The 26049-nt window shown below is 74.9% G+C and carries 21 protein-coding genes; 10 read left to right on the forward strand and 11 right to left on the reverse strand.

Annotation, left to right across the window (positions count from 1 at the left end; genetic code table 11):
* Positions 1–26 precede the first annotated feature (26 nt).
* From ABWI07_RS32025 to ABWI07_RS32035, 3 genes are read left to right on the forward strand one after another with little or no spacing between them, the layout of a single operon-like run.
* Positions 27–1253, forward strand: a complete 1227-nt coding sequence (locus tag ABWI07_RS32025; protein ID WP_149263686.1) for a DUF4132 domain-containing protein — start codon at positions 27–29, stop codon at positions 1251–1253.
* The gene (locus ABWI07_RS32030; RefSeq protein WP_353820852.1) at positions 1253–3583 is read left to right on the forward strand and encodes a DUF4132 domain-containing protein; all 2331 of its coding nucleotides are present in this window, start codon (positions 1253–1255) and stop codon (positions 3581–3583) included. The genes ABWI07_RS32025 and ABWI07_RS32030 overlap by 1 nt, the downstream gene beginning before the upstream one ends.
* Entirely contained in the window at positions 3583–3975 is a 393-nt protein-coding gene (locus ABWI07_RS32035) for a hypothetical protein (protein WP_149263684.1), read from the forward strand. Before ABWI07_RS32030 ends, ABWI07_RS32035 begins: the two co-directional genes overlap by 1 nt.
* 93 nt (positions 3976–4068) lie before the next feature.
* On the opposite strand, the gene ABWI07_RS32040 is transcribed toward ABWI07_RS32035, so the two are convergent.
* Positions 4069–4737 (reverse strand): DNA-binding response regulator, encoded by a 669-nt coding sequence (locus ABWI07_RS32040; RefSeq protein WP_353820853.1) that lies wholly within the window; start codon positions 4735–4737, stop codon positions 4069–4071.
* Between the two features lie 94 nt (positions 4738–4831).
* Between ABWI07_RS32040 and ABWI07_RS32045 the strand changes: the two genes are divergently transcribed.
* Positions 4832–5686 (forward strand): aldo/keto reductase, encoded by an 855-nt coding sequence (locus ABWI07_RS32045; RefSeq protein WP_353820854.1) that lies wholly within the window; start codon positions 4832–4834, stop codon positions 5684–5686.
* Between the two features lie 62 nt (positions 5687–5748).
* Complete coding sequence (locus ABWI07_RS32050; RefSeq protein WP_353820856.1) at positions 5749–6345, forward strand: PadR family transcriptional regulator; 597 nt, start codon at positions 5749–5751, stop codon at positions 6343–6345.
* A 28-nt stretch (positions 6346–6373) separates the two neighbouring features.
* On the opposite strand, the gene ABWI07_RS32055 is transcribed toward ABWI07_RS32050, so the two are convergent.
* Positions 6374–7360, reverse strand: a complete 987-nt coding sequence (locus ABWI07_RS32055) for a diacylglycerol/lipid kinase family protein (RefSeq protein ID WP_353820857.1) — start codon at positions 7358–7360, stop codon at positions 6374–6376.
* 185 nt (positions 7361–7545) lie between these two features.
* Between ABWI07_RS32055 and ABWI07_RS32060 the strand changes: the two genes are divergently transcribed.
* From ABWI07_RS32060 to ABWI07_RS32075, 4 genes are all read left to right on the forward strand, one after another.
* Positions 7546–8544: an alpha/beta hydrolase gene (locus ABWI07_RS32060; protein WP_200842322.1), complete on the forward strand. Its 999-nt coding sequence runs from the start codon at positions 7546–7548 to the stop codon at positions 8542–8544.
* Between the two features lie 20 nt (positions 8545–8564).
* Positions 8565–9452 carry an amidohydrolase family protein gene (locus ABWI07_RS32065; protein WP_353820859.1) on the forward strand — a complete coding sequence of 296 codons (888 nt, stop codon included), beginning with the start codon at positions 8565–8567 and terminating at the stop codon, positions 9450–9452.
* Between the two features lie 144 nt (positions 9453–9596).
* The gene (locus ABWI07_RS32070) at positions 9597–11099 is read left to right on the forward strand and encodes a cellulase family glycosylhydrolase (protein WP_353820860.1); all 1503 of its coding nucleotides are present in this window, start codon (positions 9597–9599) and stop codon (positions 11097–11099) included.
* Between the two features lies 1 nt (position 11100).
* Positions 11101–13092: a glycoside hydrolase family 44 protein gene (locus ABWI07_RS32075; RefSeq protein ID WP_353820861.1), complete on the forward strand. Its 1992-nt coding sequence runs from the start codon at positions 11101–11103 to the stop codon at positions 13090–13092.
* 124 nt (positions 13093–13216) lie between these two features.
* Here ABWI07_RS32075 and ABWI07_RS32080 read toward each other — a convergent pair whose 3' ends face one another.
* The 3 genes from ABWI07_RS32080 to ABWI07_RS32090 are packed head-to-tail and all read right to left on the reverse strand — an operon-like array spanning position 13217 to position 15741.
* Positions 13217–14254, reverse strand: a complete 1038-nt coding sequence (locus tag ABWI07_RS32080) for a cation diffusion facilitator family transporter (protein ID WP_149263676.1) — start codon at positions 14252–14254, stop codon at positions 13217–13219.
* Positions 14251–14640 carry an ArsR/SmtB family transcription factor gene (locus ABWI07_RS32085; protein ID WP_149263675.1) on the reverse strand — a complete coding sequence of 130 codons (390 nt, stop codon included), beginning with the start codon at positions 14638–14640 and terminating at the stop codon, positions 14251–14253. The genes ABWI07_RS32080 and ABWI07_RS32085 overlap by 4 nt, the downstream gene beginning before the upstream one ends.
* Positions 14641–14664: 24 nt before the next feature.
* Positions 14665–15741 carry a DUF6777 domain-containing protein gene (locus ABWI07_RS32090; RefSeq protein ID WP_353820862.1) on the reverse strand — a complete coding sequence of 359 codons (1077 nt, stop codon included), beginning with the start codon at positions 15739–15741 and terminating at the stop codon, positions 14665–14667.
* 101 nt (positions 15742–15842) lie between these two features.
* Here ABWI07_RS32090 and ABWI07_RS32095 point away from each other — a divergent pair, with 101 nt between their 5' ends.
* Entirely contained in the window at positions 15843–17321 is a 1479-nt protein-coding gene (locus ABWI07_RS32095) for a serine/threonine-protein kinase (RefSeq protein ID WP_353820863.1), read from the forward strand.
* 5 nt (positions 17322–17326) lie between these two features.
* Here ABWI07_RS32095 and ABWI07_RS32100 read toward each other — a convergent pair whose 3' ends face one another.
* From ABWI07_RS32100 to ABWI07_RS32125, 6 genes are read right to left on the reverse strand one after another with little or no spacing between them, the layout of a single operon-like run.
* Positions 17327–18550, reverse strand: coding sequence for a VWA domain-containing protein (locus tag ABWI07_RS32100; RefSeq protein ID WP_353820864.1), 1224 nt, complete (start codon positions 18548–18550; stop codon positions 17327–17329).
* A complete protein-coding gene (locus ABWI07_RS32105; RefSeq protein WP_353820865.1) occupies positions 18532–20730 on the reverse strand; it encodes a DUF5682 family protein in 2199 nt (732 codons plus the stop codon). Before ABWI07_RS32105 ends, ABWI07_RS32100 begins: the two co-directional genes overlap by 19 nt.
* A complete protein-coding gene (locus ABWI07_RS32110) occupies positions 20727–21854 on the reverse strand; it encodes an ATP-binding protein (RefSeq protein WP_353820866.1) in 1128 nt (375 codons plus the stop codon). The genes ABWI07_RS32105 and ABWI07_RS32110 overlap by 4 nt, the downstream gene beginning before the upstream one ends.
* Complete coding sequence (locus ABWI07_RS32115) at positions 21851–23368, reverse strand: DUF5691 domain-containing protein (protein WP_353820867.1); 1518 nt, start codon at positions 23366–23368, stop codon at positions 21851–21853. Before ABWI07_RS32115 ends, ABWI07_RS32110 begins: the two co-directional genes overlap by 4 nt.
* Positions 23365–24690 carry an SWIM zinc finger family protein gene (locus ABWI07_RS32120; RefSeq protein WP_353820868.1) on the reverse strand — a complete coding sequence of 442 codons (1326 nt, stop codon included), beginning with the start codon at positions 24688–24690 and terminating at the stop codon, positions 23365–23367. The genes ABWI07_RS32115 and ABWI07_RS32120 overlap by 4 nt, the downstream gene beginning before the upstream one ends.
* A 57-nt stretch (positions 24691–24747) precedes the next feature.
* Entirely contained in the window at positions 24748–25509 is a 762-nt protein-coding gene (locus ABWI07_RS32125; protein WP_149263669.1) for a M50 family metallopeptidase, read from the reverse strand.
* Positions 25510–26049 lie beyond the last annotated feature (540 nt).

Consider the following 26049-nt stretch of genomic DNA (forward strand, 5'->3'; position numbering starts at 1 on the left):
GAGCTTCCATCTGGAAAGATCACCTCATGTCCGACGACCTTCACGCGCCGCCGGCCGCGCTCGCCCTCCTGGACCGCCCGTCCGGCCCCGACGAGCCCGCCGTGCCCGCGCACGGCCTCGGCAGGGACGGCTCGCTCGCCCGCGACATCGGCGGCTACCAGGCGGTCCTCGCCATCACCGACCCGCTGACCGTGCGGCTCACCTTCATCGGCGCGGACGGCCGCCCGCTGCCGACCGTCCCGGGCGCGCTCAGGGTGCCGTTCGCCGCCCAGGTCAAGGAGACGAAGGCCTTGGTGAAGCAGGTCCGGGAGACGCTGGCCGCCGAGCGGGCGCGGGTCGAGGCGCTGATGGCGCTGGAGCGGACCTGGCCGTACGGCCAGTGGTGCCGGCACTACCGCGACCATCCGGTCACCGGCGCGGTCGCGTCCGGCCTGGTCTGGGAGTTCGAGACGCCGGACGGGCACTGGCACGCCGCCACCCCGGGCGAGGACGTGCTGGTCACCGTGGACGGCCGCGCCCTGCCCGTCCCGCCGCGCGGCGCGCGGGTGCGGCTGTGGCATCCGGCGCGGGCGTTCCCGGGCGCCGTCCGGGCCTGGCGGGCCTTCGTGACCGGCAACCGGATGACGCAGTCGTTCCGGCAGGCGTTCCGCGAGACCTACCGCCCCGGCCCGTCCGGCGCCGGGGCGGACCTGCGCCGCGGCCGCCTCGACGCGCGGCTGCGGCACGTCATCGCCGGGGGCGCGTGGCGGGTCGGCCGCGGGGGAGGGCCGGCGCGGGTGGCGTTCGAGCGGCGGATCGCCGGCCGCTGGCGGGACGTGCCGCCGCGGGAGGTCCCGCCGCTGGTGTTCAGCGAGGGCATGCGGGAGGCCGACCTGTTCCTGCGCGCCGCCCCGGCCGCGGACGAGGACCCGTTCGGCGAGCCGTCCGCGAGTGCCGAGATCCGCGGGGACGTGCTGCGCCGCGTCCTGCCCGGCACGAAGATCGCCGACCGCTGCTCGGTGGACGGGCGGTTCCTCGTGGTCCGCGGCGGGCTGCGCACCTACCGCGTCCACCTCGGCTCCGGCGGCGTGCTGATGGAGCCGGGCAACGACCGGCTGCTGGTCGAGCCGGTCCGGCGGGCCCGGCAGAAGGGCCTGTTCCTGCCGGTCGAGGACGAGCGGCTCACGCGCATCCTCGGCACCGCGTTCCTGCTCGCCGCCGACCACCGGATCACCGACGAGTCCGTCCTCCGGCAGATCAAGAGGGGCGCCTGATGGACCTGCCCGCGCGGCTGCTGCGCGCCATGACCGACCCGGCGCCGGAGGACGAGGAGTTCCGCACCTGGTATCCCGACCTGTCGGTCCTGTCCGACCAGGACCTCGGCGCTCTCGTGCCCGCCGCCTACGCGGTGGGCCGTGAGGCCCCGTTCGTGTCGATGTCCGTCCGGCTCAGGATCGAGGACGAGGCCAAGAACAGGCAGCCGCGCTACACGCCGGAGGCGTGCGAGCGGATGTTCCAGGCGCTCGTCGGCGGGCTGGCCCAGCGCAAGTGGGCCGACATCCAGCTCGGTGCGGGCGCGCTGGTCCGCTGCACCGGGCCCTGGCCCGACGTCTCGGGCCCGGCCCGGACGCTGGTCGAGTACCTCCTGAGCCGCAAGCGCCTCGACCAGCCCTTCGCGCTGCTCGCGATCGGCGGCCTCGCGGGCGACGACGTTCTGCGCGCGGTCGCCGGGCGCCTCCACCAGGTCTGGAAAGGGCCGATCGTGCACGATGAACTGGACGCCGTCCTGCGCCTCGCCCCGGTGGAACGGGTCCTGCTGGCCCAGGTGGCCGAGAACCGGTCGTTCAACGCTCCGCCTGTCCCGCCGGAGGTGTGGGAGCGGGTCGCCGCCGTCCCCGCCTGCGCCGAGTTCGCCCGCCGGGCCCTGGAGGCCGCCGCCGCCCGCGCCCGCGCCGTCCAGGAGGGTGAGATCCCGTTCCGCGCGGACAGCGCGTTCACCGGGGACGAGGTCGCCGCCGTCGGGCTCGCCGCGCGCATCGCGCTGCTGCGTGACGAGCCGTGGCTGCCCGCCCTGTTCGACCGCCTCCTGCCCGACATCTCCGTGGCGCCGACGCAGGCGAAGACGCTGCCGTCGCAGGCGCTGCTCTACGAGATCGTCCGGGCCGCGCAGGAGTTCCCGACGCCCGAGCTGGTCACCGCCGTCCGGAACGTCCGCCGGAACGTCCGGCACGCCGGGGTGCCCAAGCAGCTCGACAAGATGCTCAAGAAGGTCGAGGCCGCCCTCGCCGAGCGGACCGAGGTCGCGCTGCGCCTCCCCGACCACGGGTTCGGGCCCGGCGGCGTCCTGCGCCGGGAGCTCGGCGGCCACACCGCCGTCGTCACCGTCGCAGGCAAGGCCGAGCTGGCCTTCGAGAAGGACGGCAAGGCCCTGAAAGGCGTCCCCGCCGCCGCCCGCCGCGACCACAAGGACGAGCTCAAGGAGCTCCGCGACCTCGTCGCGCGCGTCAACGCCCAGCTCGTCACGCTCGCACGGGCGCTGGAGGCCGGATTCACCGTCGACGCAGTCCATCCGTTCGGCCACTGGCGCGACACGCTCCTGCTCCATCCGATCGCCGGGCCGACGGTACGCGTGCTCCTCTGGGAGATCGAGGTCGCCCCCGGCGACCGGCGCACCATCCTGCCCGAGACGGACGAGATGCCCGATGCCGCCGACGACGCGGCCGTCCGGCTGTGGCACCCGATCAGGTCGCGGCCGGACGAGGTGCGCGCGTGGCGCGACCTGCTCGTCGACCGGCGGATCCGGCAGCCGTTCAAGCAGGCGTTCCGCGAGATCTACCTGCTCACCCCGGCGGAAGAGGGCACTGGGACGTACTCCAACCGGTTCGCGGCCCACCTCGTCCACTACCGGCGGATGTTCGCGCTCTTCCGGGCCCGCGGCTGGACGAGCGCGCTGCTCGGCCCCTGGGACGGCGGAGGCTCCGACGAGGCGGCCCGGACGCTCGCGGCGGGGGAGTGGCGGGTCAGGTTCTCCCACGTCCTGGCCGACTGGCAGGGCGAGCACGAGATCGCCGGCACGAACCGCGTCATGTTCGACCGCCGCGCCGACGGCGGCGGCTGGCGGGAGGCGGCGCTCGCCGACGTCCCCCCGCTGGTGTTCAGCGAGGCGATGCGGGACGTGGACCTGTTCGTCGGCGTCACCTCCATCGCCGCCGACCCCATGTGGGAGGACGGCGAGGCGCACGAGTACTGGGTGCGCGAGTGGCACGCCGACCTGGCCGAGTCGACCCGGACCCGCAGGGACGCCCTGGAGCGCGTCCTGCCGCGCACGAAGATCGCCGACCGCTGCACGATCGACGGCCGCCACCTGGTCGTCCGCGGCGACCTGCGCACCTACAGGATCCACCTCGGTTCGGCCAACATCGCGATGGAACCGGACGACACGTACCTCTGCATCGTTCCCGAGCGCCGCAAGACGGGCGCCAAGGTCTTCCTGCCGTTCGAGGACGAGCGGCTCTCCCTCATCCTCAGCAAGGCGTTCCTCCTCGCCGCCGACGGTGCGATCGAGGACGAGTCCATCCTGGCGCAGATCAAGAGAGGTGCCTGATGCCCGCGGTGACCTTCCGCGACGAGACGGCGGCGGGCGCGCCCGTCGCCGGGTTCCAGGTGGCCGGGCTGCCCGACCGGATGACCGTACGGGAGCTGATCAGGCTCCGGGTCCGCGAGGAGGTCGCCCGGCACAACGCCCGCCCGTCCGACCGGTTCAACGGCCTGGTCCGCCCGGACGGCGCCGAGGCGGAGCTGAACGGCTACCGGCTCCGCGAGCCCCGCCGCCTCGACTGGGAGCGGCAGGCCGACATCGCCGAGCGGGCCTTCCTCGGCAACGGCTTCTTCGTGCTCGCCGGCGACCGGCAGGTCGAGGACCTCGACGAGGAGATCGACCTCACCGGCGACCCCGACCTGGTCTTCATCAGGCTCGTCCCGCTCGTCGGCGGCTGAGCCCTGCCCGGCTGCGGCCCTGCCCGGCCGAGGGCCTGACCGGCTGAGGGGTCAGGCGAGTCATTGTGGGGGGGTGCCCCCACGCCCCCAATCTCACCGCCGCATGAGTCCGAACTCGTGGGCGCGCAGGCCCGCCTGGAAGCGGGAGTCGGCGTCCAGGAGGACGAGGATCTCCGCGACGCGACGCCGGTAGGTGCGCAGCGACATGCCGAGCCGCCGCGCGGCCGCCTCGTCCTTCAGCCCGCCGGCGAGCAGCCGCAGGATGCGCAGGCTCTCCTCGCCCAGCGCGGGCGGCCGGCCGCGCCGGTGGTCGACCAGCTCCGCCGACGTCTCCCACGTCGCCTGGTACAGCGAGACGACGCCCTTCACCACGCCCGGTGACCGGACGACGGTGTACTCGCGGACGCCGCCCTCGGGCGGTCCGGCGAGGATGGCGACCCTGCGGTCCACGATGATCGTCTCGTGCGGGAGCGGCGTCGGGCAGATCCGCACGAGGACCCCCGCGGCGGCGACCTCCAGGAGCCGCCGCTCGGACTCCTCATCGGCGAGGGCCGCCGGGGTGTACAGCTTGCGGACGGCGGGCGCGGGCCGGATCCGGCGCCGCTCGGCGACGATCCGCTCCCGCAGGCCCGGCAGCGCCCACGTGTTCTGGTCGGTCGCCGCGCAGGCGAACTCCTCGCACGCGAGGAACAGCGGTCCGGCGCGCTCGACCAGCTCCGCCTCGCCGCGCAGCACGACGTTCCGGTCAAGGTCGACGCTCACGGATCCAGTCTGCCACGCGGCCCGCCCCGCGCCGCCGTGGCAGCAAGCTGCCAGCCGTTCGCCCCCGGCGGGCGGGCGCAGCACAGTGGACCGCATGACACGACACTTCGATCTCGGCGGCGATCTGCGGATCTCCCGGATGGGCTTCGGCGCGATGCGGCTGCCCGTGAGCACCCTCGGCGGGCCGCCGAACGACCGGGACATCGGGATCAAGATCCTCCAGCGGGCCGTCGAGCTGGGCGTGGACCACGTCGACACGGCCGCGTTCTACTACCACCAGGACGGCCTGGCGGCCAACGAGATGATCCGCGCCGCGCTCGCCCCCTACCCGCCCGGCCTCGTCATCGCCACGAAGGTGGGACCGTACCGGGGGCCGGGCGACCCGATGCCGACCGGGCAGGTCCCGGCGTCCGGGCTGCGCGCCGAGGTGGAGCGCAACCTCACCGAGCTCGGGCTCGACCGGCTCGACCTCGTCTACCTGCGGCCCGGCGGCCTGGAGGCCCCGTCGGAGGAGCCGGTCGGGGAGCGCTTCGCCGTCCTGGCCGGGCTCCGCGAGGAGGGTCTGATCCGGCACCTCGGGCTCAGCCACGTGAGCCACGCCCAGCTGGAGGAGGCGCGGCGGATCGCGCCCGTCGCGGCCGTCCAGAACCGGTTCGACGTGACGCTCCCGCAGGACACCGAGCTGCTGGCCGCCTGCGAGCGCGACCGGATCGCCTACGCGCCCTACTTCCCGCTCGGCGGGTTCGGCATCCCGGACGACGCGCGCGTGAACGCGGTCGCCGCCCGGCACGGCGCCACCGTGCCGCAGGTGCTCCTCGCGGGCCTGCTCGCGCTCTCGCCCGTGATGCTCGCGATCCCCGGCACCGGCTCCCCGGCCCACCTGGAGGAGAACGTCGCCGCCGCGGACCTGGCGCTCGCCCCCGAGGATCTCGACGCCCTGAAGCGGTGACCCGCGCGCGCGGCGCGCGCGGGACCCTCTACCCTGAACAGGTTTGCGATCAGGGGGAGAGGATGTCGACGACGCGGCTGCTGGTGCTCGGCGGGGTGCGGCGGTTCGGGCGGGCGCACGGCTACGAGGTCCGCCGCGAGCTGCTCTCCTGGGGCTCGGACGAGTGGGCCCACGTCAACCCGGGCTCGATCTACCACGCGCTCAGGCAGCTGGCCAAGGAGGGCCTGCTGCACGCCCACGAGGTGGAGGAGAGCGAGGCCGGGCCGCCGCACACCGACTACGAGATCACCGAGGCCGGCCGGGAGGAGTTCCACCGGCTGCTGCGCTGCGCCCTCGCCGCGGTCGACGTCCGGCACCCGGAGATGCTCACCGCGGGCCTCGGGTTCCTCACCGAGCTGCCGCGCGCCGAGGCGCTGGCCCTGCTGCGCGAGCGCCTCGACGGCCTGGCCGGCTGGCGCGCCTCCGTCGCCCCGCACCTGGACGAGCTGAACCCCTCCGACCACCTGCGCGAGCTGCTCGGCTGGTGGGTCCACTCCGCCGACTCCGCCACGGCCTGGACGCTCGGCCTGATCGAGCGACTGGAGGCGGGCGCCTACGTCATGGCCGACGAGCGCGAGCCGGGCCGGCCCGGCGAGGTGCCCGGGGCGACGGCGCGGTAGCGGCCGGCCGCGCGGGTTTCCCGGCCGGTCACGTGTCGACGAACGACTGCGGGACGATCACCCGCAGGGCGTTGCCGCGCAGCTTGATCGACACCGGGGTGCGGCCGCGGACCTCGCCGTCCACGTCCACCTGCATCGGCGGGTCGGTCTCGACCTCGACGTGCGCCGTGGTGAGGAAGGCGTCGTCCTCGAGGGACCGCCACGGACCGGTGAGGACGTGCCGGGCCGTGGCCGACGCCAGCCGCAGCCGCCGCTCGTCGCCGAGCCGGTAGACGGCGAGGAGCCGGTCGTCCGGGCTGGCGTCGCGGGCGATCCGCTGCCCGCTGTGGTGCGCGCCGTTGGCGATGTTGAGCTGGTGCGTCGCGACCTCGTGCGTCTCGCCGTCGATCGTGATGCGGGCGGTGAACGCCTCGTGCCGGGGCAGCAGCCGCGCCGCCGTCAGCGCGTACGCCGGGCGCCCGATGAAGCGCTTGAGCGTGTGCGGGACGTGCTCGGCGACCTCGACCGACAGGCCGAGGCTCACCATGTTGGCGAAGATGTGCTCCCGGTCGGCGCCCGGCCCCTCGCCCTGCGGGTCGCCCGTCGACTCGAACCAGCCGACGTCGACGTCGGCGACCTTGCCGGCGTCCGGGCGGCCGAGGGCGAGGGTCGCGACCGCGCCCGGCAGGTCGAGCGGCAGCTCCAGGCTGCGGGCGAAGTTGTTGGTGGTGCCGAGCGGCAGCACGCCGAGCGCGATGTCGCGGTGCGCCAGGTGCCCGACCGCCTCGGCGACCGTGCCGTCCCCGCCGCCGACGACCACGAGGTCGGGCTCCAGCGCGAGGACGTCGGCGAACAGCTCCCGCAGCCGGGCGGGGTCGGTCACCGGGAACACGTGCGGGAACTCCAGCCCCGCCTCGCGCAGCAGGCGGCGGGCCGTGCCGTAGAGCCGCCGGCCCCGCCGGGAGCGGGAGTTGATCACGAGCACCGCGCGTCCGCCGTCCGCGATCGCCGCCTGCAGCTCCGCCTTGCTCCGCATCTGGACGCTCCGCATCTCCGCCGGTCGCCCCCTTCGTCCGCGTCACCCTACAAGGAACGTGGACCGGAACTCCCGGCCCGACATTTTATAAACCGATTACACAGCGTTGAAACATTCCCGTCAGAGGGAACCTTTACAGAAGGCGAGTTCTGGAAGACCGGGGCGTGGACATGTGGATGCGCGGCTTGGCGGGTGCGGGTCTCATCGCGGCGGTCGCCGGGCTGACCGCGTCGATCGCGGCGGGCGGCACGGCCCCGGCCGGCGCCCCCGCCGACGACGGCGCGGCCGTGGTCGGCGAGCGCCGCCCGCGCCGCCGCGTCCTCGACCTCGCGGTCCGTTCCCCCGTCCTGGAGAGCGTCGCCCATGCCCGCCTCCTGCTGCCTCCGGGCTGGTCACGGGACGCCTCCCGCACCTGGCCGGTGCTCTGGCTCCTGCACGGAGCTGGCGCGGGCCGGGACGGCCACACCGCGTGGAGCGAGCACAGCGACATCGAGGAGCTGACCGAGGACGCCGACGTGATCGTCGTCATGCCGGACGGCGGCCCGTGCGGCAACTACACCGACTGGTGGAACCGCGGCGGCGGCGGGGCGCCGAAGTGGGAGACCTTCCATCTCGCCGAGCTCAGGCAGATCCTGGAGCGCGGATACCGGGCCGGGGCCGAGCGCGCCGTCGCGGGCAACGCGATGGGCGGGCTCGGCGCGCTGGCGTATGCGGCCAGGCACCGCGGCCTTTTCCGGGCGGCCGCGTCGTTCAGCGGGCCGGTCCACACGCTGCACCGCGACCCGTCCGGGCTCGACGTGGCCGACCTCGTCGAGCTGAGCGTCGCGATCGGCGCTCCGTCCCTCGACTGGACGGACGTGTGGGGCGACCCCGAGGCGCAGCGCGTCGTGTGGCGGCAGCACAACCCGTACGACCTCGCGGGCCGGCTGGCGGGCGTCCGCGTGCACGTGAGCGCGGGGGACGGCACCCCCGGCCCCTTCGACCACGGCCCGGCGTCCCGGGAGGCCGCCCCCCGCGACGTGCTGGAGGCCCTCGCCCACACCGTCTCGCGGGAGTTCGCGGGCAAGCTGAGGAAGCTCGGCGTCCCGGTGTCCACGCACTTCTACCGTGGTACCCACACCTGGCCCTACTGGCGCCGCGAACTGAGGGCCACGCTGCCCGCCCTGCTCGCGGAGATCACCTGAGCGGCGGCTAGGGTCGGGTCGTGGCCGAACCCCGTTCTGATTCAGCTGTCCCCGCGTTCTGGCGCTCGCTCGGGCTGCCCGGCATCATCGACGTCCACGTCCACTTCATGCCGCCGCGCCTGATGAGCGCGGTGTGGGGGTACTTCGACGAGGCCGGTCCGCTGATCGGCACCGAGTGGCCCATCCGCTACCGCGACTCCGAGCAGGAGCGGCTGGGCCTCCTGCGCGGGCTCGGCGTCCGCGCGTTCACCTCGCTCACCTACCCGCACAAGCCCGGCATGGCCGAGTCGCTGAACGAGTGGACCGCCCAGTTCGCCGCCCGCGTCCCCGAATGCATCCAGACCGCGACGTTCTACCCCGAGCCCGGGGTCGAGGAGTACGTACGCCGCGCGCTGGACGCGGGCGCCCGCGTCTTCAAGGTCCACCTCCAGGTCGGCGGCTTCGACCCGCGCCTCAAGGAACTGGACGCGGTGTGGGGGATGCTCGCCGACGCCGGGGTGCCCGCCCTCGTGCACGCCGGGTCCGGGCCGGTCGCCAACGGCTACACAGGCCCCGGCCCGTTCGGCGAGGTCCTGGCCCGCCACCCGGGCCTGACCGCGATCGTCGCCCACCTGGGCGCGCCGGAGTTCGACGGCTTCTTCGCCCTGGCCGACGCCTACGAGCGCGTCCACCTCGACACGACGATGATCTTCACCCGCTTCGCCGCGCTGGCGCCGTTCCCGGACGCCCTGCTGCCCCGGCTGCGCGACCTCGGCCTGGAGGGGCGCGTTCTGCTCGGCACCGACTTCCCGAACATCCCCTACGAGTACGCGCACCAGCTGGAGTCGCTGGCCGCGCTCGACCTCGGCGACGACTGGCTGCGGTCGGTCTGCTGGCGCGGCCCGGCCGAGCTGTTCGGGCTCTCGTAGAGGCGCGCCGCCGTTTCACGGGTTTTCACGCGGGACGCCTGGTCACCGCGGGGCGCCCGGCCGCGTCCTTGACAGGCCGGTCGCCGGTCGCGACCTTGGGAGCGCTCCCACTGGCTCGACCGAGGACCCCGCATGAGAACGACCATGACCGCGAGACTCCGGCGGATCCGGCTCGTCCCGATCCTCGTGGCCGCGCTGCTGGCGCTGGCCCTAGTCCAGGCCGTGCCGCGCCCGGCGCAGGCGGCGGGCGCCGGCTACTGGCACACCAGCGGCCGGCAGCTGCTCGACGCGAACGGGCAGCCGGTGCGGATGACGGGCATCAACTGGTTCGGCGCCGAGACGTCCAACTACGCCCCGCACGGCCTCTGGTCGCGCGGCTACAAGGACATGCTCGACCAGATCAAGAGCCTGAAGTACAACACGCTGCGGCTGCCCTACAGCAGCCAGCTGTTCGACTCCGGCAGCAGCCCGAACAGCATCGACTACGCCAAGAACCCCGACCTGCAGGGCCTGAACGGGCTGCAGATCCTCGACAAGATCATCGCCTACGCGGGGCGGATCGGGCTGAAGGTCGTCCTCGACCGCCACCGCCCGGACTCCGGCGGCCAGTCCGCGCTCTGGTACACCGCCGCCTACCCCGAGTCGCGCTGGATCTCCGACTGGACGATGCTCGCCCGGCACTACGCGGGCGACACCACGGTCATCGGCGCCGACCTGCACAACGAGCCGCACTCGCCGGCCTGCTGGGGCTGCGGCGACCAGACGCGGGACTGGCGCCTCGCCGCCGAGCGGGCCGGGAACGCGATCCTCGCGGCCAACCCGAACTGGCTGATCATCGTCGAGGGCGTCAACGACCATGACGGCGACAACTACTGGTGGGGCGGCAACCTGCAGGGCGCGGCGCAGTACCCGGTGCGGCTGGACGTCCCGAACCGGCTCGTCTACTCCGCCCACGACTACGCCACCTCGGTGTACCCGCAGCCGTGGTTCGACGACCCGTCCTTCCCGTCCAACCTGGCCGGGATCTGGGACAAGAACTGGGGCTACCTGTACAAGAACAACGTCGCGCCCGTCCTGCTCGGCGAGTTCGGGACGACCCTCTCGGACCCGCGCGACCAGACCTGGCTGCGCACCCTGATGGCCTACCTCGGCAAGGGCACCGGCGGGATCTCCTTCACCTTCTGGTCGTGGAACCCCAACTCGGGCGACACCGGCGGCATCCTCAACGACGACTGGACGACCGTGAACACGGCCAAGCAGTCCTACCTCGACCCCTACCTGCTCGGCGCGGGGGACCCGAGCGGCGACCCCGGTGACCCGGGCACGCCGGGGACGTCCTGCAAGGTCGCCTACACGGTGCAGAACAGCTGGTCGGGCGGCTTCACAGCGCAGGTCACGATCACCAACGGCGGGTCCTCGGCGCTGAACGGCTGGACGCTGGAGTTCGCGTTCCCCGGCGACCAGAAGGTCACCCAGGGGTGGAGCGCGACCTGGTCGCAGAGCGGCGCCGCGGTCACCGCCAAGAGCCTGGACTGGAACGCCTCCCTCGCGCCCGGCGCCTCCGTCACCGTCGGGTTCCAGGCGACCGGTGCGGCGAGCGGCGCGCCCGCCGCATTCGAGGTCAACGACAAGGCATGCGAGGTGTGACATGACCCGGAAGGCCTGGCTCGCCGCCGTGGCGGCCGCCGCGCTCCTGCCGTGGGCGGCGCCCCCGGCGCAGGCCGCGGACGGCCCCGCGCTGACCGTCGACCCGTCCGCGTCCCGGCACGCGATCAGCCCCTACGTCTACGGGATGAACTTCGCCGACGAGGCCCTCGCCAAGGAACTGCGGCTCCCCGTCCGGCGGTGGGGCGGCAACGCCACGACCCGCTACAACTACCTCTACGACGAGACCAACCGGGGCTCGGACTGGTACTTCGAGAACGTGCCCGGCCCGGCCCCGGACCCCGCGAAGCTCCCCGACGGGTCCGAGACCGACCAGTTCACCGAGCAGGACCGCCGGACCGGCACCGACACGCTCCTCACCGTCCCGCTCATCGGCTGGACGCCGAAGGGCCGCGACTACACCTGCGGGTTCGGCATCGCCAAGTACGGGCCGCAGCAGGGCGCCGACACCCAGTGGCGGCCCGACTGCGGCAACGGCGTGAAGCCGGACGGCACGAACGTCACCGGCAACGACCCCGCGGACACCAGCGTCCCGGCGGGCCCCGAGTACGTCACCGACTGGCTGTCCCACCTGACCGGCAAGTACGGCCGGGCGGACGGCGGCGGCGTGCGCTTCTACGACCTCGACAACGAGCCCGACCTCTGGCACGCGACCCACCGCGACGTCCACCCGGACGGCGCCGGCTACGACGAGATGCGCCGCCAGACGTACGCGATCGCCTCCGCCGTGAAGGCCGCCGACCCGGGCGCGGAGACGCTCGGGCCGGTCGGCTGGGGCTTCCAGTCGCTCACCCTGTCGGGCCTGGACAAGCAGACCTGCGACCGGGAGGGCGGCGACTGCTGGTCCGACCCGCCGGACCGGGCGGCGCACGGCGGCCTCCCGTTCGCGGACTGGTACCTCCGGCAGATGAAGGCCTACGAGGAGGAGCACGGCACCCGCATCCTCGACTACTTCGACGAGCACATCTACCCGCAGCAGGCCGGGGTGTCCTCCACCGACCCCGGCGACGCGGCGACCCAGGAGCTGCGGCTGCGCTCGACCCGGCAGCTGTGGGACCCCTCCTACACCGACGAGAGCTGGATCAACCAGCCGATCAACTTCATCCCCCGGATGCGGGACCTCGTCGAGCAGAACTACCCGGGCACCAAGCTGGCGATCACCGAGTACAACTGGGGCGCGCTCGGGCACCTGAACGGGGCGCTGGCCCAGGCCGACGTACTCGGGATCTTCGGGCGCGAGGGCCTCGACCTGGCGACGCTGTGGGCGCCGCCGGGCACGTCCGACCCGGGCGCCTACGCCTTCCGCATGTACCGGAACTACGACGGCGCTGGGGCCTCGTTCGGCGAGACGTCCGTCCGCGCGTCGAGTGCCGACCAGGGCAGGCTCGCGGTGTACGCGGCGGAGCGCTCGTCCGACAAGGCGCTCACCCTGATGATCGTGAACAAGTCGCTCACCGACGACCTCACCAGCACGGTCTCGATCGCCGGGCGGTCGGGTTCCGCAGCCGGACGCGTCTACCGGTACAGCGGCGCGGACCAGTCCGCGATCGTCCGGGCCCCGGACGTGGCCGTGGGCGCGGACGGCTTCACCTCGACGTTCCCGGCGTCCTCGATCACGCTGGTCGAGATCCCCGCGGACGACGGCCCGGCCGCGTCGGCGTGCGAGGTCGGCTACACGGTGCAGAGCCAGTGGGGGAGCGGCTTCACCGCGCAGGTCACCGTCGCGAACACCGGCGCCTCGCCCGTCTCGGGCTGGACGCTGGGCTTCTCGTTCACCGCGGACCAGCGCATCACCCAGGGCTGGAACGCCGCCTGGGCGCAGAAGGGCCCGGACGTCACCGCACGCAATCTCGACTGGAACCGGACGATCCGGCCGGGAGACTCGGTGACGATCGGCTTCAACGGATCGAGCGCCGGGACGAACCCGCCTCCGACCGCCTTCACCCTCAACGGCGCCCCCTGCACCCGCCGCTGACCACCGGGCCCCGCCGGCCGGCCGATCACCCCGGCCGCGGGGCCCGCCGGCGGTAGGCCCTGCGCTTCCCGAGGGCTCGGCGACCACTGGGCCCCGCGGCCGACCGGCCCTCGCGACCGCGCGGCTAGTGGTCGCACGGGGTGGTGCCCGCGTGCTCGTGGGGCTCGTCGGCCTCCGCCATATGGCGGGGGCCGTGCGCGTCGTCGCAGTGGCCGTGCCCGCCGCCGGCGGGCTCGTCCACGTGGTCGACCTCCAGCGTCGTGTGCGTGATCCCGTAGGCGTCGCGCAGCAGCTCCTGGAGGTCGCGGCGGACGGCGTGGCAGTCGCCCTGCGTGTCGACGAGCACGTGCGCCGACAGCGCCGGGTAGCCCGAGCTGACCTCCCACACGTGCAGGTCGTGGACCTCCTCCACGCACGGGCGCCCCGCGAGCCGGGCGCCGAGCTCGGACGGGTCGACGCCGGCGGGCGCGGCCTCCATGAGCACCCGGCCCGCGTCCCGCAGCAGCCGGTACCCGGCCTTGAGCATCAGCGCGGCCACCACCAGCGAGGCGATCGCGTCCGCGCGGGCGAAGCCGGTCGTCCACACGACCAGGCCCGCGACCGCGGTGGCGACGAACGCGAACAGGTCGTTCAGGATGTGCTGGAACGCGCCCTCGACGTTCAGGCTGCGCCGGTCGGCCCGGCTGATCAGCACGGTCGCCGCGACGTTGACGGCGATGCCCGCGAGGGCCGTCCAGAAGACGAACTGCCCCTCCACGGCGGGCGGCTCGATCAGCCGCCGGACGCCCTCGTACACGAAGTAGACGGTGAGCAGGATCAGCGTCAGGCCGTTGAGCTGCGCGGACAGGATCTCGGCGCGGCGCAGGCCGAAGGTGTACCCGCCCTTCGGCGGGCGCGCGGCGATGCGCATCGCGACCAGCGCCAGCGCGATCGCGAACGCGTCGGTCATCATGTGCGCGGCGTCGGTGATCAGCGCCAGCGACCCGGCGAGCAGGCCGATGACCACCTCGCCCGACATGTAGGCGACGATCAGCGCCAGCGCGCCGGTCAGCAGCCGCCGGTCGGCCCCCGCCGAGACGGCGTGCCCGTGGCCGTGCCCGTGCCCGTGGCCGTGCCCTTCGTGCCCCCGCTTGCCGGGCGCGTCCTCACGGTCCCCGATCATGTGCCTTCCTCCCCGTGGCCGACGTGGGTGAGGGCGAGATCGAGCAGCAGCCGGACGTGCGAGTCGGCCAGCCGGTAGTAGGCCATCCGGCCGGCGCGGCGGACCCGGACCACGCGGTTGGCGCGCAGCAGGCGCAGGGCGTGCGAGACCGCGGACTCCGAGTGCCCGCAGGCCGCCGCGATGTCGCACACGCACATCTCCCCTCCTTCGAGCAGCGCGGTGATCACCCGCAGCCGTCCGGGGTCGGACAGCAGCCCGAACACCTGCGCCAGCTCGGTGATCGTGTCCCCGTCCGGCAGGGACGCCGAGACGGCGGCGACCTTCGCGGCGTCGACCACCCGGACGGCGCAGGCGTCCGGGGCGATGACATCTGAAGCACTGCTCATATGAGCAAAGATAGCGCACCAGGGTCAGGAGGTCACGGGAGCGGGCTCCTCCGACGGCGGCAGGGACACCGGTCCGTGCCCGCCCTCGCCCGGCGTCTCCATCCCCCCGGCGCCCGTACCCGGGGCCTGCGTGGTCACGCCCGCGCCCGGGGTCGAGGGCCCGGGCTCCGGCGTCTCCGGCCCGGGCGGCTCCGTCCCCGGCGTCTGCGGCCCGGGCGTCTCCGTGCCGGGAGTCCCCGTGCCGGGCGACTCGGTGCCCGGCGACTCGGTGCCCGGCGACTCCAGGCCCGAGCCGGACGGCGCGGGCGAGTCGCTCGGCGCGGCCACCGTCTCCGTCACCGGCAGCGCGGTCGGGGGCCCGTCCGCCTTGCCCTCGGTGGCGCGGGGCCGCTCGAACCCCATCGTGGCCTCCGGGTCGACCAGGACGAAAGTGGTGATCGTCCCTTCCCGGGAATCCCGCGGCCGGATCCGGGTGACATTCCCCTTCTCGAATCCCGGCCAGGACCGGCCACTGTACGCCGCGTTCCGGGTAGAGATCTTTTTGTCGGGCGGAGTGAGGGGATTGCCGCAATTGCACTTCACCGTGGGCACTCCGTAACCATTGACCAGAACGCCCATTCCGGCCTGCAGGACGGCGGGGCCGCTCGTCGCCCGGCCCTCGGAGTACCCGTGGTTGGTGACCAGCGTGTCGGTGCGCAGCAGCACCGGCGTCAGCCGCGACACGTACCGCGGGATGTCGCTCGCCGCGATGCCCTGCACCTGCGCCCACGCCCGCGCCTTCTCCGGGTTGGCCTGCAGGAACGCGGCCAGTCTGGCCCGGTCGCAGGTCGAGGCCCGGCGCGTCCCGCCGTAGAGTCCCGGTGCGTCCCCCTCCCTCGTGCCGCCTGCCTGCGGCCGCGCCTTCACGTCGCTCCGGTCGGTGCCGGCCACCAGCGTGTACGGCTCGGGACCGGGCGATCCCACCGTCAGCCGCGTGATGGTCGCGCCGGCGTCCCCGCACCCGGACAGCGCGCCCGCCGCCGCCACGAGGGCCGCGACGGCCCCCGCCAGCGACCGGGCGCGGGCCCCGGGCCGCGCAATTGTCGAACGAATCTCCAGCATCCTCTTCCCCCGCCTCGGGTTCGCCGAACCTATACTCTTCGATGCCGGGCGGAGCGGTTTTGTGCCCGCAGGAATGCTCGATTTTTTTCGCGGGGGTGCGAATGGCGGGTCCGGTTCCCCTCACGGCGGCCGATCCCACCCGGCTCGGCGGCTGGGAGCTGCTCGGCCGGATCGGCGCCGGCGGCCAGGGGGTGGTGTACCTCGGCAGGCCCGCGGCGCCGGGCCCCGGGCCCTCCCGCGTCGCCGTCAAGCTCCTGCACGCCCAGCTCGTCGGGGACGCGTACGCGCGAGAGCGGTTCGTCCGCGAGCTGGCGGTGCTGGAGCGGGTCGCCGGGTTCTGCACCGCGCAGATGCTCGCCGCCGACGTGGCGGGCGACCGCCCCTACATCGTCAGCGAGTACGTGCCGGGGCCGTCGCTGCGCGCCCTCGTCCGCGACGAGGGGCCGCGCACCGGCGCCGCCCTCGACCGGCTCGCGATCAGCTCGGTGACGGCGCTGTCGGCCATCCACCGCGCGAACGTCGTGCACCGCGACCTCAAGCCGCAGAACGTGCTGATGGGCCCGGACGGGCCGCGGGTGATCGACTTCGGGATCGCCCGCGCGTTCGACGCGGGCGCGACCATGACGAGCCAGGTCGTCGGCACGCCCGCCTACATGGCCCCCGAGCAGTTCACCGGGCGGGTCGGGCCGTCCGCCGACCTGTTCTCGTGGGCGAGCACCCTGCTGTTCGCCGCCACCGGCCGCGACCCGTTCGCGGGCGGCCCGCTGCCCGCGGTGATGTACCGGATCCTGCACGAGACGCCCGACCTCGGCGCCCTGCCCGGCCCGCTCGCCGAGGTCGCCGCCGCGTGCCTCGCCAAGGACCCGCAGGCCCGCCCCACCTCCGAGGACGTCCTGCTCTGGCTGCTCGGCGAGAGCGAGAGGCACGCCCGGCTGGAGATCCCCACCGAGCGCCTCGCCCCGCCGACGGCCCCGGCGCCGAGGCCCGCGCCCGACGCCGTCCCCGCGCCGGAACCGGCCGGCGGCGCGTTCGTCCAGGCGCCGGGGCCCCGGACGCCGCCACCGCCTGCGCCCACCCCGCACGCGCCCACCCCGCACGCGCCCACCCCGCACGCGCCCACCCCGCACGCGCCCACCCCGCACGCCCCGACTCCGACCGCGCCCGCTCCGGGCCCGCCGGCGTCCGCCGCGCAGGCGGGGCCGCGGCGGCTGCGGCGCGGTCCGGCGGTCGTGACCGGCCTGCTCCTCGCCGGGCTGCTCGCCGCCCTGGACGTCGCCGCCCTCGCGATCCTGATCGCCCGGCCGTCCCTCAGCGAGGGCCACCGGGGCGGCCTGCTGCCCGTGGTGGCCTCGTCGTTCGCCGTCGTCGCGGTGGTCACCCTGGTCGGGGTGATCCTGGCGTGGCGCGGCAGCCGCTCCGCGGCGTGGACGGTGATGGCCGCCCGCGTCGCCCGCGTCGCGATGTGGGCGGCCTGGGGCGCGCTCGTCCAGATCCAGCCGTCCGCGCTGGCGGGCCACGCCGCCCTGACCGCCGTCGTGGTGGTCCTACTGGCGCGCGGCCTGTCCCGCCCCTCCCGCTGACGCCGTCACCGGTCTCCCGCGGCGCGCTCGGACCACTCCCCGAGGTCGCGCCGTTCGATGGCCGCGGCCATCAGGCCGGGGAAGGCGTCCGGCGTGCACGCGAACGCCGGGACGCCCATCGCGGCCAGCGCCGCCGCGTTGTCGTGGTCGTAGGCGGGCGCGCCCTCGTCCGACAGGGCGAGCAGCACGACGACCTGCACGCCCGCCGCCGTCAGGGTCGCGACCCGCTGCAGCATCTCGTCGCGGATCCCGCCCTCGTACAGGTCGCTGACCAGCACGAGGATCGTCTCGGCCGGCCGCGTCACCAGCCCCTGGCAGTACGCGATCGCCCGGTTGATGTCGGTGCCGCCGCCGAGCTGCGTGCCGAACAGCACCTCGACCGGGTCGTGGAGCTGGTCGGTGAGGTCGACCACGCTGGTGTCGAACACCACCAGCGACGTGCGCAGCGACCGCATCGACGCCAGCACCGCCCCGAACACGCTCGCGTACACCACCGAGGCCGCCATCGACCCGCTCTGGTCGATCGCGAGCACCACGTCCCGCTTGACGGCCTGCCGCCGCCTGCCGTACCCGATCAGCCGCTCCGGCACGAGCGTCCCCTGCTCGGGCAGATAGTGGCGCAGGTTCGCGCGGATCGTGCGGTCCCAGTCGACGTCGGCGAGCCGCCTCGGGCGCAGCACCCGCGCGGACCGGTCCAGGGCCCCGCCGACGGCCGAGCGAGTCTTCTGCGCGAGCCGCCGCTCCAGGTCGCGGACGACCTTGCGGACCACCGCCCGCGCCGACTCCCGCGCCTTGTCGGGCAGCACCCGGTTCAGCGACAGCAGGGTCCCGACGAGGTGGACGTCCGGCTCGACGGCGTCCAGCATCTCCGGCTCCAGCAGCAGCCGGGTGAGGTCGAGGCGCTCGATCGCGTCCTTCTGCATCACCCGCACGACGCTCGACGGGAAGTACGCGCGGATGTCGCCGAGCCACCGGGCCACCGAAGGCGCCGAGTCGCCGAGCCCGGCGCCGCGCCGCCCGGGCCTGGGCCGCCCCTCGCCGCCGCCGGCCCCGTAGAGCCGCTCCAGCGCCCCGTCCATGCGGACGTCGTCCCCGGTCAGCGTCGCCCCGGTCCCGTCGGCCTGGTCGCCGCCGAGGACCAGCCGCCAGCGCCGCAGCCGGTCGTCCGCGCTCTCGCCGCTCACGTGCTCGTCGGTCACGGTCTCGTCGCTCACGAGGGCCTCTCCCATCCGAGGATCCGCAGGGCCGTTGCGGCCGCCGGCGCGGCCCGCGCCGCGTCCACGTCCTCCTCCGCCGGCCCGGCCCGCCCGGCGGGAGCGGCGCCGCGGCGGCGGAGCCGCTCGCCGATGGCCCGGCGCTCGGCGGCGGGATAGGCACCGAAGGTGCGGCGCAGCAGGGGGAGGACGTCGGTGAACGAGTCGGCGGGCAGCCCGGAGATCCACTCGTCGACGAGCCGCAGGAGCGCCTCGTCGTGCATGAGGACGAGCCCGCCGCCGGCGAGGAAGCCCTCGACCCACGCGGCGGCGCGGTCGGGCGCGGCGCCGACGGACACCGCGCGCGCCATCCGGTCGGGGACGTCGTGCAGCCGCCCGGCGTCGAGCAGGAGGCGGGTCAGGCGGCCCTCGATGAGGCCGTGCAGGGTGTCCGGGCGGCCGAGCAGGCCCTCCAGGGTGCGGCGCCAGCGCTCGATGTGGCCCCCGTCGGCGAGCAGGGACAGGGCGCCGTGGACGGCGTCGACGTGCCCGAGGAACTCGCGGGCGGCGTCGTCGTCCAGGCCGGTGATCGCGGGCGGGAGGCCGACGCAGACGCGGACGACGAGGCCGTCCAGCACCGTGCGCAGCGGGCCGGTGGAGGTGCCGCGGACGTCGCCGTAGCGCAGCGCGCGGACGAGCGCGGGCATCGCCGCCATCAGGTGCGCGACGTCGGCGTCCACCGCGGCGCGGTCGGCGAGGGCGCGCATGACCGCGGGGAGCGCCTCGCCGAGGTCGGCGAGCAGGCAGCGCTCGGCCACGGCGGTGAGGTCGGCGAGGGCGGTCGCGTCCTCGGCGGCCGCCTTGGCGCGGGCGGTGCTCGCGCCCCGCACGGTGGTGCCCCACGCGCCGGCCTCGATCAGCTCCACGTCGAACTCGGGCCGCCAGGCCAGCGTCCACGTCTCGCGGAACGTCCCCTTGGAGCGGCTCTCGGACGGCACGCCCCAGTTCACGTCCAGCAGGCGGAGCCGGTGCAGCAGGCGGCTGCGCTCCAGGTCGGTGGGCTTGCGGAGGTCGAGGTCCTGCTCCTTGTCGAGCGCGGACGGCCTCAGCCTGAGCCGCCGCTGCTCGGCCTGCAGGTCGCGCTGGAGCGGCACCATCGGGGTCCGCTCCGGGACGGCGCCGAGCCGCTCCCCGACGACCATCCGGTCCTGGATGAGCCGGACCGGCAGGTCGGCGCCCTCGCACAGGACGGCCCGGGTCGCCTCGGTGACCTCGTCCAGCCCGGCGAGGGGGCGGCCGCGCAGCGCGGCGAGGGCCTCGGCGAGCCGGACGGCCTCGATCACGTGCGCGGAGGAGACGTGCAGGTCCTCCTCGCGCAGGACGCGGGCGGCGGCGGTCAGCCAGCGCTCGATCGGGCGGTCGCGGGCCGTGAACAGGTGGTGGTACCAGCCGGGGGAGCGCACGCCGGCGCCGTAGCCGGAGCGCCCCGCGAGCCGCCCGTGCGTCCACGGCACCCACGTGATCGCGACCTTCGTCTTCGGCAGGCCGCGCAGCGTCCTGTCGTCGTGGGCCGCCGGGACCCTGGCCCGCAGGGCGGGGACGTGCCACGCCCCGCACACGACCGCGACCCGGTCGAGCCCCTCCTTGAGGGCGCGGCGCACCGTCCGGCGCATGTGGGCCTCGCGCTGCGCCTCCCGCGGGGGAGGTTCGAGCCCGCCGCGCAGCTCCGCCATGGCCTCGCCGATGGCGGGGAAGGGCGACGGGCCGTCGTGGCGGTGCTCGACCACGTCGTCCCACCAGCGCTCGGCGTCGTCGTACCCGGCGGCCTTCGCCAGCCAGCCGAGCGGGTCGAGCCGGATCCCCTCCTCGGGCGGCTCCTCCTCCGCGGCGACGAGCTGGTTCGCGGCGGGCAGGTCGCAGAACCGGACCGGGACGCCCGCCGACAGCCCGTACCTGATCGCCTGCCATTCGGGGCTGAACTCGGCGAACGGCCAGAACGCGGCCCTGCGGTCGCCGTCGGCGGGGGCGGGGGAGTAGGCGAGCAGCGCGACCGGCGGCACCATCCCGGCCTCGCCCGCCAGCTCCACGATCGCGTCGGCCTCGGGCGGCCCCTCGATCAGCACCGCGTCCGGCTTGAAGTCCTCCAGCGCACCCCGCAGCGCGCGGGCCGACCCCGGCCCGTGGTGCCGGATGCCGAAGACTTCGACCTGGCTCAAGAGACCTCCCGGCAGGCGCGGTAGAAGTCGCGCCACTCGGGCCGGTCCCGGACGACCGCCTCCAGGTACTCCTGCCACACGACCCGGTCGGACACCGGGTCCTGGACGACGGCGCCGACGATCCCGCCCGCCACGTCGGCGGCGCGCAGCACGCCGTCGCCGAAGTGCGCCGCCAGGGCCAGCCCGCTGGTGATCACCGAGATGGCCTCGGCGGTGCTGAGCGTCCCGCTGGGCGACTTCAGCTTGGTGCGCCCGTCGGCCGTGGCGCCGGAGCGCAGCTCCCGGAACACCGTGACGACGCGCCGGATCTCCTCCAGGCCCGCCGGGCTCTCGGGCAGCTCCAGCCCGGCGCCGATCTGGTCGACGCGGCGCGCGACGATCTCCACCTCGTCCTCGACGGACTCCGGCAGCGGCAGCACGACCGTGTTGAACCGGCGGCGCAGCGCGCTGGACAGCTCGTTCACGCCCCGGTCGCGGTCGTTGGCGGTCGCGATGACCGTGAAGCCCTTGCGCGCCTGCACCTCGGTGTTCAGCTCCGGCACCGGCAGCGTCTTCTCCGACAGGACGGTGATGAGGGTGTCCTGGACGTCGGAGGGCATCCGGGTCAGCTCCTCGATGCGGGCGACCGCGCCGCGCCGCATCGCGCGCATCAGCGGGCTCTCCACCAGCGCCCGCTCCGAGGGGCCCTCGGCGAGCAGCCGCGCGTAGTTCCAGCCGTAGCGGATCGCCTCCTCCGCCGTGCCCGCCGTCCCCTGCACGAGCAGCGTGGAGTCGCCGCTGACCGCGGCGGCGAGATGCTCCGACACCCAGGTCTTCGCCGTGCCGGGGACGCCGAGCAGCAGCAGCGCCCGGTCGGTCGCGAGCGTCGCCACCGCGACCTCCATCAGCCGCTGCGGGCCCACGTACTTCGGGCTGATCAGCGTGCCGTCCGGCAGTTCGCCGCCGAGCAGGTACGTGGTGACCGCCCAGGGCGACAGCCGCCAGCCGGGCGGCCGCGGCCGGTCGTCGTGCTCGGCCAGCCGCGCCAGCTCGCCGGCGTGCTCCTGCTCGGCGTGCGGGCGCAGCACGGCGTCCGCGGTCGGCGCGGGGGACGCGCCCCCGACCGGGCCTGCCTCTTCGGTCACTGGTCAAGCTCCTTCAGCATCTCGTCGCGGAAACGCAGGGTCGCGATCAGGTCGGTGACGGCCTGCGGGGCGGCCGGTCCGAGGCCCGCCAGGCGGGCCGCGGCGGCCGGGTCGAGCCGCTGGTCGGCGAGCCGGCACAGCTGCGTGATCAGCAGTTCGTCGCGGCGGGTGAGCCGCTCGGCGGACGCGGCCAGCGTCTCGACCACCGCCGCGGCGAGCGGCCCGGCCCACGGCCCGGGCACCCGTTCGAGGACCCGCAGCGGGCCCGACCGCCCCTCCACCCAGCGGAGCAGGTCGACCGCCGCCGGGTCGCGCTCCGGGCCGGGCAGGACGGACAGCAGGTCGGCGAGCTCCTCCGGCTCGTCCGCCATGACGCCGCCCCTGAGCAGGGCCCGCGCCCATTCGGTGTCGCGCTGGCCCAGGGCGGCGCGCGCCCAGCCGATGCGGACGTCCCGCCCGTCGGACTCGGAGACGGGCAGGCACACGATCTCCATGGGCGGCAGCCCGAACAGCTCCGCCCAGGTGACCAGCGGGGTGCGGGCCAGGATCTCGCGCAGCCACGCCGCCCGCGTCCCCACCGGCGCGCCGCCGCCGCGCGGCGCGAACGACCCGCTCGGATGGAACGGGACGCCGTCGCGCGCCATGCCCTCGTCATGGTCGTGCGGCGGCTCCACCCGGATCCACGTCCGCCTGCGGCCCCCGACCGTGCGCTCCTCGGCCGTCAGGCAGGCCCGTGCGCGCGCCGCCATGCGCTCCCCGTACGCCGAACCCGGCAAGCGGGCCAGCAGGTCGGACGCGATCTGCCGGACGTCCTTACCGCGGTCGTCCAAGGCCGTCTCGAGGAACTCCTCGTCGTCGAGGGACAGCCCATGCGCGAACGTGGCGATGAACGCGGCGCGATCGGGCGCGGGCTCCTTGGCCCATGTCTCCAGGAGGAGTCCCCGCGCGCGCTCGGGGTCGGTCTCGCGGAGCCCGGTCAGATAGGCGACCCGCCGGTTGCGGGTGCCGGTCTCCCACACCTCGGGGCCGCCGCCCGGATCGTCGCCCGAACCCACCAGGTAGGCCCAGTCGGTGTTCTGGAGGGCCAGCCACACCCCGCGCCTCCCGCACGCCCGCGCGATCGACGGCCGCAGCATCCGGTCACTGCGGCCCCGCTCCAGCAGGTCGGGAAGCGCCTGGGCGGGCACCCGCAGGCCCCGGGCGGCCGCCGCGTCCAGCCATTCGGGCAGCACCCGGATCTGCTCGCCGCCGAGGATCCGCCGCAGCCGCGCCGCGGCCGCCCTCGGCACCGCCGGGGCGTCCTCCACCGGGGCTGACGCCACGGGCTCGGGGCCCGCGCCCGACGGGACCAGGCCCGCCCGCCGCCGGACGGCCAGCAGCGCCGCCTGGTCGAGCAGCCGCCCCGCCTTGCCGGCGCCCTCGCCGCCGTCGCCGGGCGCCTCCGCCAGGGCGGGCGGGTCGCGGCGCTCGGTGCCGAGCAGCGCGGCGGTGACGTGCTCGTCCCACGCCGTCACAGGATCACCGTCCCCTCGTCCTCGTGCCAGGCGGCCAGCGGGCGCAGGCCCAGCGGGCGCCACTCCCCGGCCAGCGTGACCGGCCCGCCCCCCGACAGGGCGAGCAGCCGCCACGGCTCGCCGATCCGGAGCGGCAGCGCGTCACCGGCGTCGTCGACGACGTGCAGTTCTCCTCCTTCGGTGCGCGCCAGGCGGACCCTCTCCAGCGTCGCGGGCCAGCGGTCCAGCCACGGGTCGAGCGCGACGGCCGCGGCGTGCTCGTCCAGGAACCCCCGGACCGACGTCCCCGCGGGCGTGCCAGGCACGGCCGCCCCGTGCCGCTCGGCGACCAGCGCCCGCAGCGGCTGCGCGCCCGGATAGAAGGCCAGCTCCGCATCGACCTGCGTACCCACGACGAGCGAGGTGTCGAGGGTGGTGCCCGGCGCGGCGAAGGACAGCACGAGCGCGGGCCGACCCGTCCGGCTCCCGCGCAGCCACACCCGCCGCGTCGTGAGCAGCTCCTGCGCGGTGTCGCGCGACCCCGTCACCGACCACACGTCCCGGACGCGCTCCCCGCCGGACAGCACCTCCTCCTGCGGGACGGTGAACCCCACCCGCGAGCGGACGGTCGCGCGCAGCCCCTCTGGCAGCTCCTCCTGCCGCTGGTAGGCCCGGACGAGCAGCCGCAGCAGCGCGTACTCCTCCAGCAGGCGGCCGGGCCAGCCCGGCCGGCGCGGGATCGCGGCGAGGCCCCTGACCTGGCCCGCGAGCGCCCCCGCCTGCGCGTCGACCAGGCGCCGCGCCGCGTCGTCCCACAGCCGGTAGGGGGCCTTCTCCGCCTGGGCGAGGCCGTGCGCGACCTGGTCGCGGAGCCACTGGTCGAGCTCGGCGAGCCCGTCGTCGACCCGCCTGGCCCGCCGCTCCACCGTCCTCGGGTCGCGGGCCTTGGCCGCCGACGCCGCCCGCCGCCCGGCCGTCCTGCCGGCCCGCTCCTGGCGGTCCTCCATCCACTCGGCCACCCACCCCGGCCGCACCCCGACCTGGGCTGTGTCACTTGCGGGGGGTGCCGGGATGAGGCCGTCCGCCCACAGGAGAAGCAGCGCCAAGGCGTGCTTGCACGGGAACTTGCGGCTCGGGCACGTGCACCGGAACGCGGGGCCGGTCAGGTCGGCGCACGTCCGGTAGACGGACTTGCCGCTGCCCTGGCAGTCGCCCCAGACCGCCTCGTCGTCGCACCCCGTGCGCGCCCACTTGGCGGGCTTGGCGACGCCCCCCGCCGCCTTGGCGGACGCCGCGTCGGGCGCGAGCCCGAGCACCTGCTCACGAGACCACCGATCCCTCACACAGCCGAAACTATCCGCGCCCTCGGACAGTCGGGGACGGACGGCGCGGGCCGGGCGTCAGCCCGTCCCGCCGAAGCCGGGCGGGGTCGGGAGGTCGGGCATGGAGACGTCCGGGACGAGCAGGGCGCCGCCCGCCAGCAGGGCGAGCAGGGCGGTGGCCGCGAACAGGCCAACCCACGCGAGCCCGGGGACGCCGGTGAGGTGGGCGAGCTGGTCGGCGTCGGAGCTCGGCGCCATGTGCCGGGCCCGCATCCGCTGCAGCTCGATCACCGGGCGGGTGGCGGCCAGCAGCAGGAACCAGGCGGCCAGGTAGGCGAACCCGGCCTGCACCGTGGCGCTGCCCAGCCACGACACCGCGAAGATGACCGCGCCCGTGGCGATCACCGACAGCGCCCCGTAGGCGTTGCGGATCATGACGAGCATCCCGGCGAGCAGGGCCAGCGAGAACCACAGCATCAGCGTGATGCGGCCGTCGGCGAGGAGCAGCGCGAACAGCAGCCCGAGCAGCGGCGGCGTCAGGTACCCGGCCATCGCCGTGAAGATCATGCCGGGGCCGTGCGGCTTGCCGCGCGAGACCGTGACGCCCGAGGTGTCGGAGTGCAGCTTGATGCCGTCCAGCTTGCGGCCGGTGACCAGCGCGATGAGCGCGTGCCCGCCCTCGTGCGCGATCGTGACGGTGTTGCGCGCGACCCGCCAGGTCGGGCCGTGGACCACCGAGGCGAGCGCCACGAGGCCGACGAGGGCCACCAGCCACCACGGAGGATCCGGCTGCGTTCCCGTCACCCGGTGCCACAGGTCGGCGATGCTCACGTTTTCCACGTCCACCTCGGATCGTCGTCGCGATGCCCAACATTAGGACGTCACGGATAACGTTCGCGTTCGGTTCTCCGACCCACGGACAGGGGCATGGCACCCCCGCCGGGCGGATGTGATCGATGTCATGGCGCATCCCCCGTAACGCGGCGTACCGGCACCGGACCACCAGGCCGATCTTCGCCATCTCGTTCCGAGGCGCCCTGCAATGCCGTTATGGTGCCCTTCGCGCCCCGGGTCCGCGGCTCCCGCGCCCGGCGCGCCGAGAGGGTGAGCGGGGATTGAACGGGGACCGATCCTCCGCGCGGACCAGGGGCCCGCGCGGTCTTTTCCGAAACTTCCGGCGTGACAGGCTGACGGGCCAGATCGCGGCCGGGCTGGTCGGCGGCGGCTCTGGGAGTGCACCTGTTGACTTCCTCCCCCGCCTAAAGGCGGGGGAGTCCAGCGGTCGCCCGCTGGGGTTTCTGCTTCATCGCCGACTGCCCGCCCGGAGTACTCCGTTGAGGTCTTACACCGGCTCCACAGACAGACGCCGTCAGCCCGACG

The sequence above is a fragment of the Actinomadura sp. NPDC000600 genome (assembly GCF_040492135.1).
Lineage (GTDB): Bacteria > Actinomycetota > Actinomycetes > Streptosporangiales > Streptosporangiaceae > Spirillospora.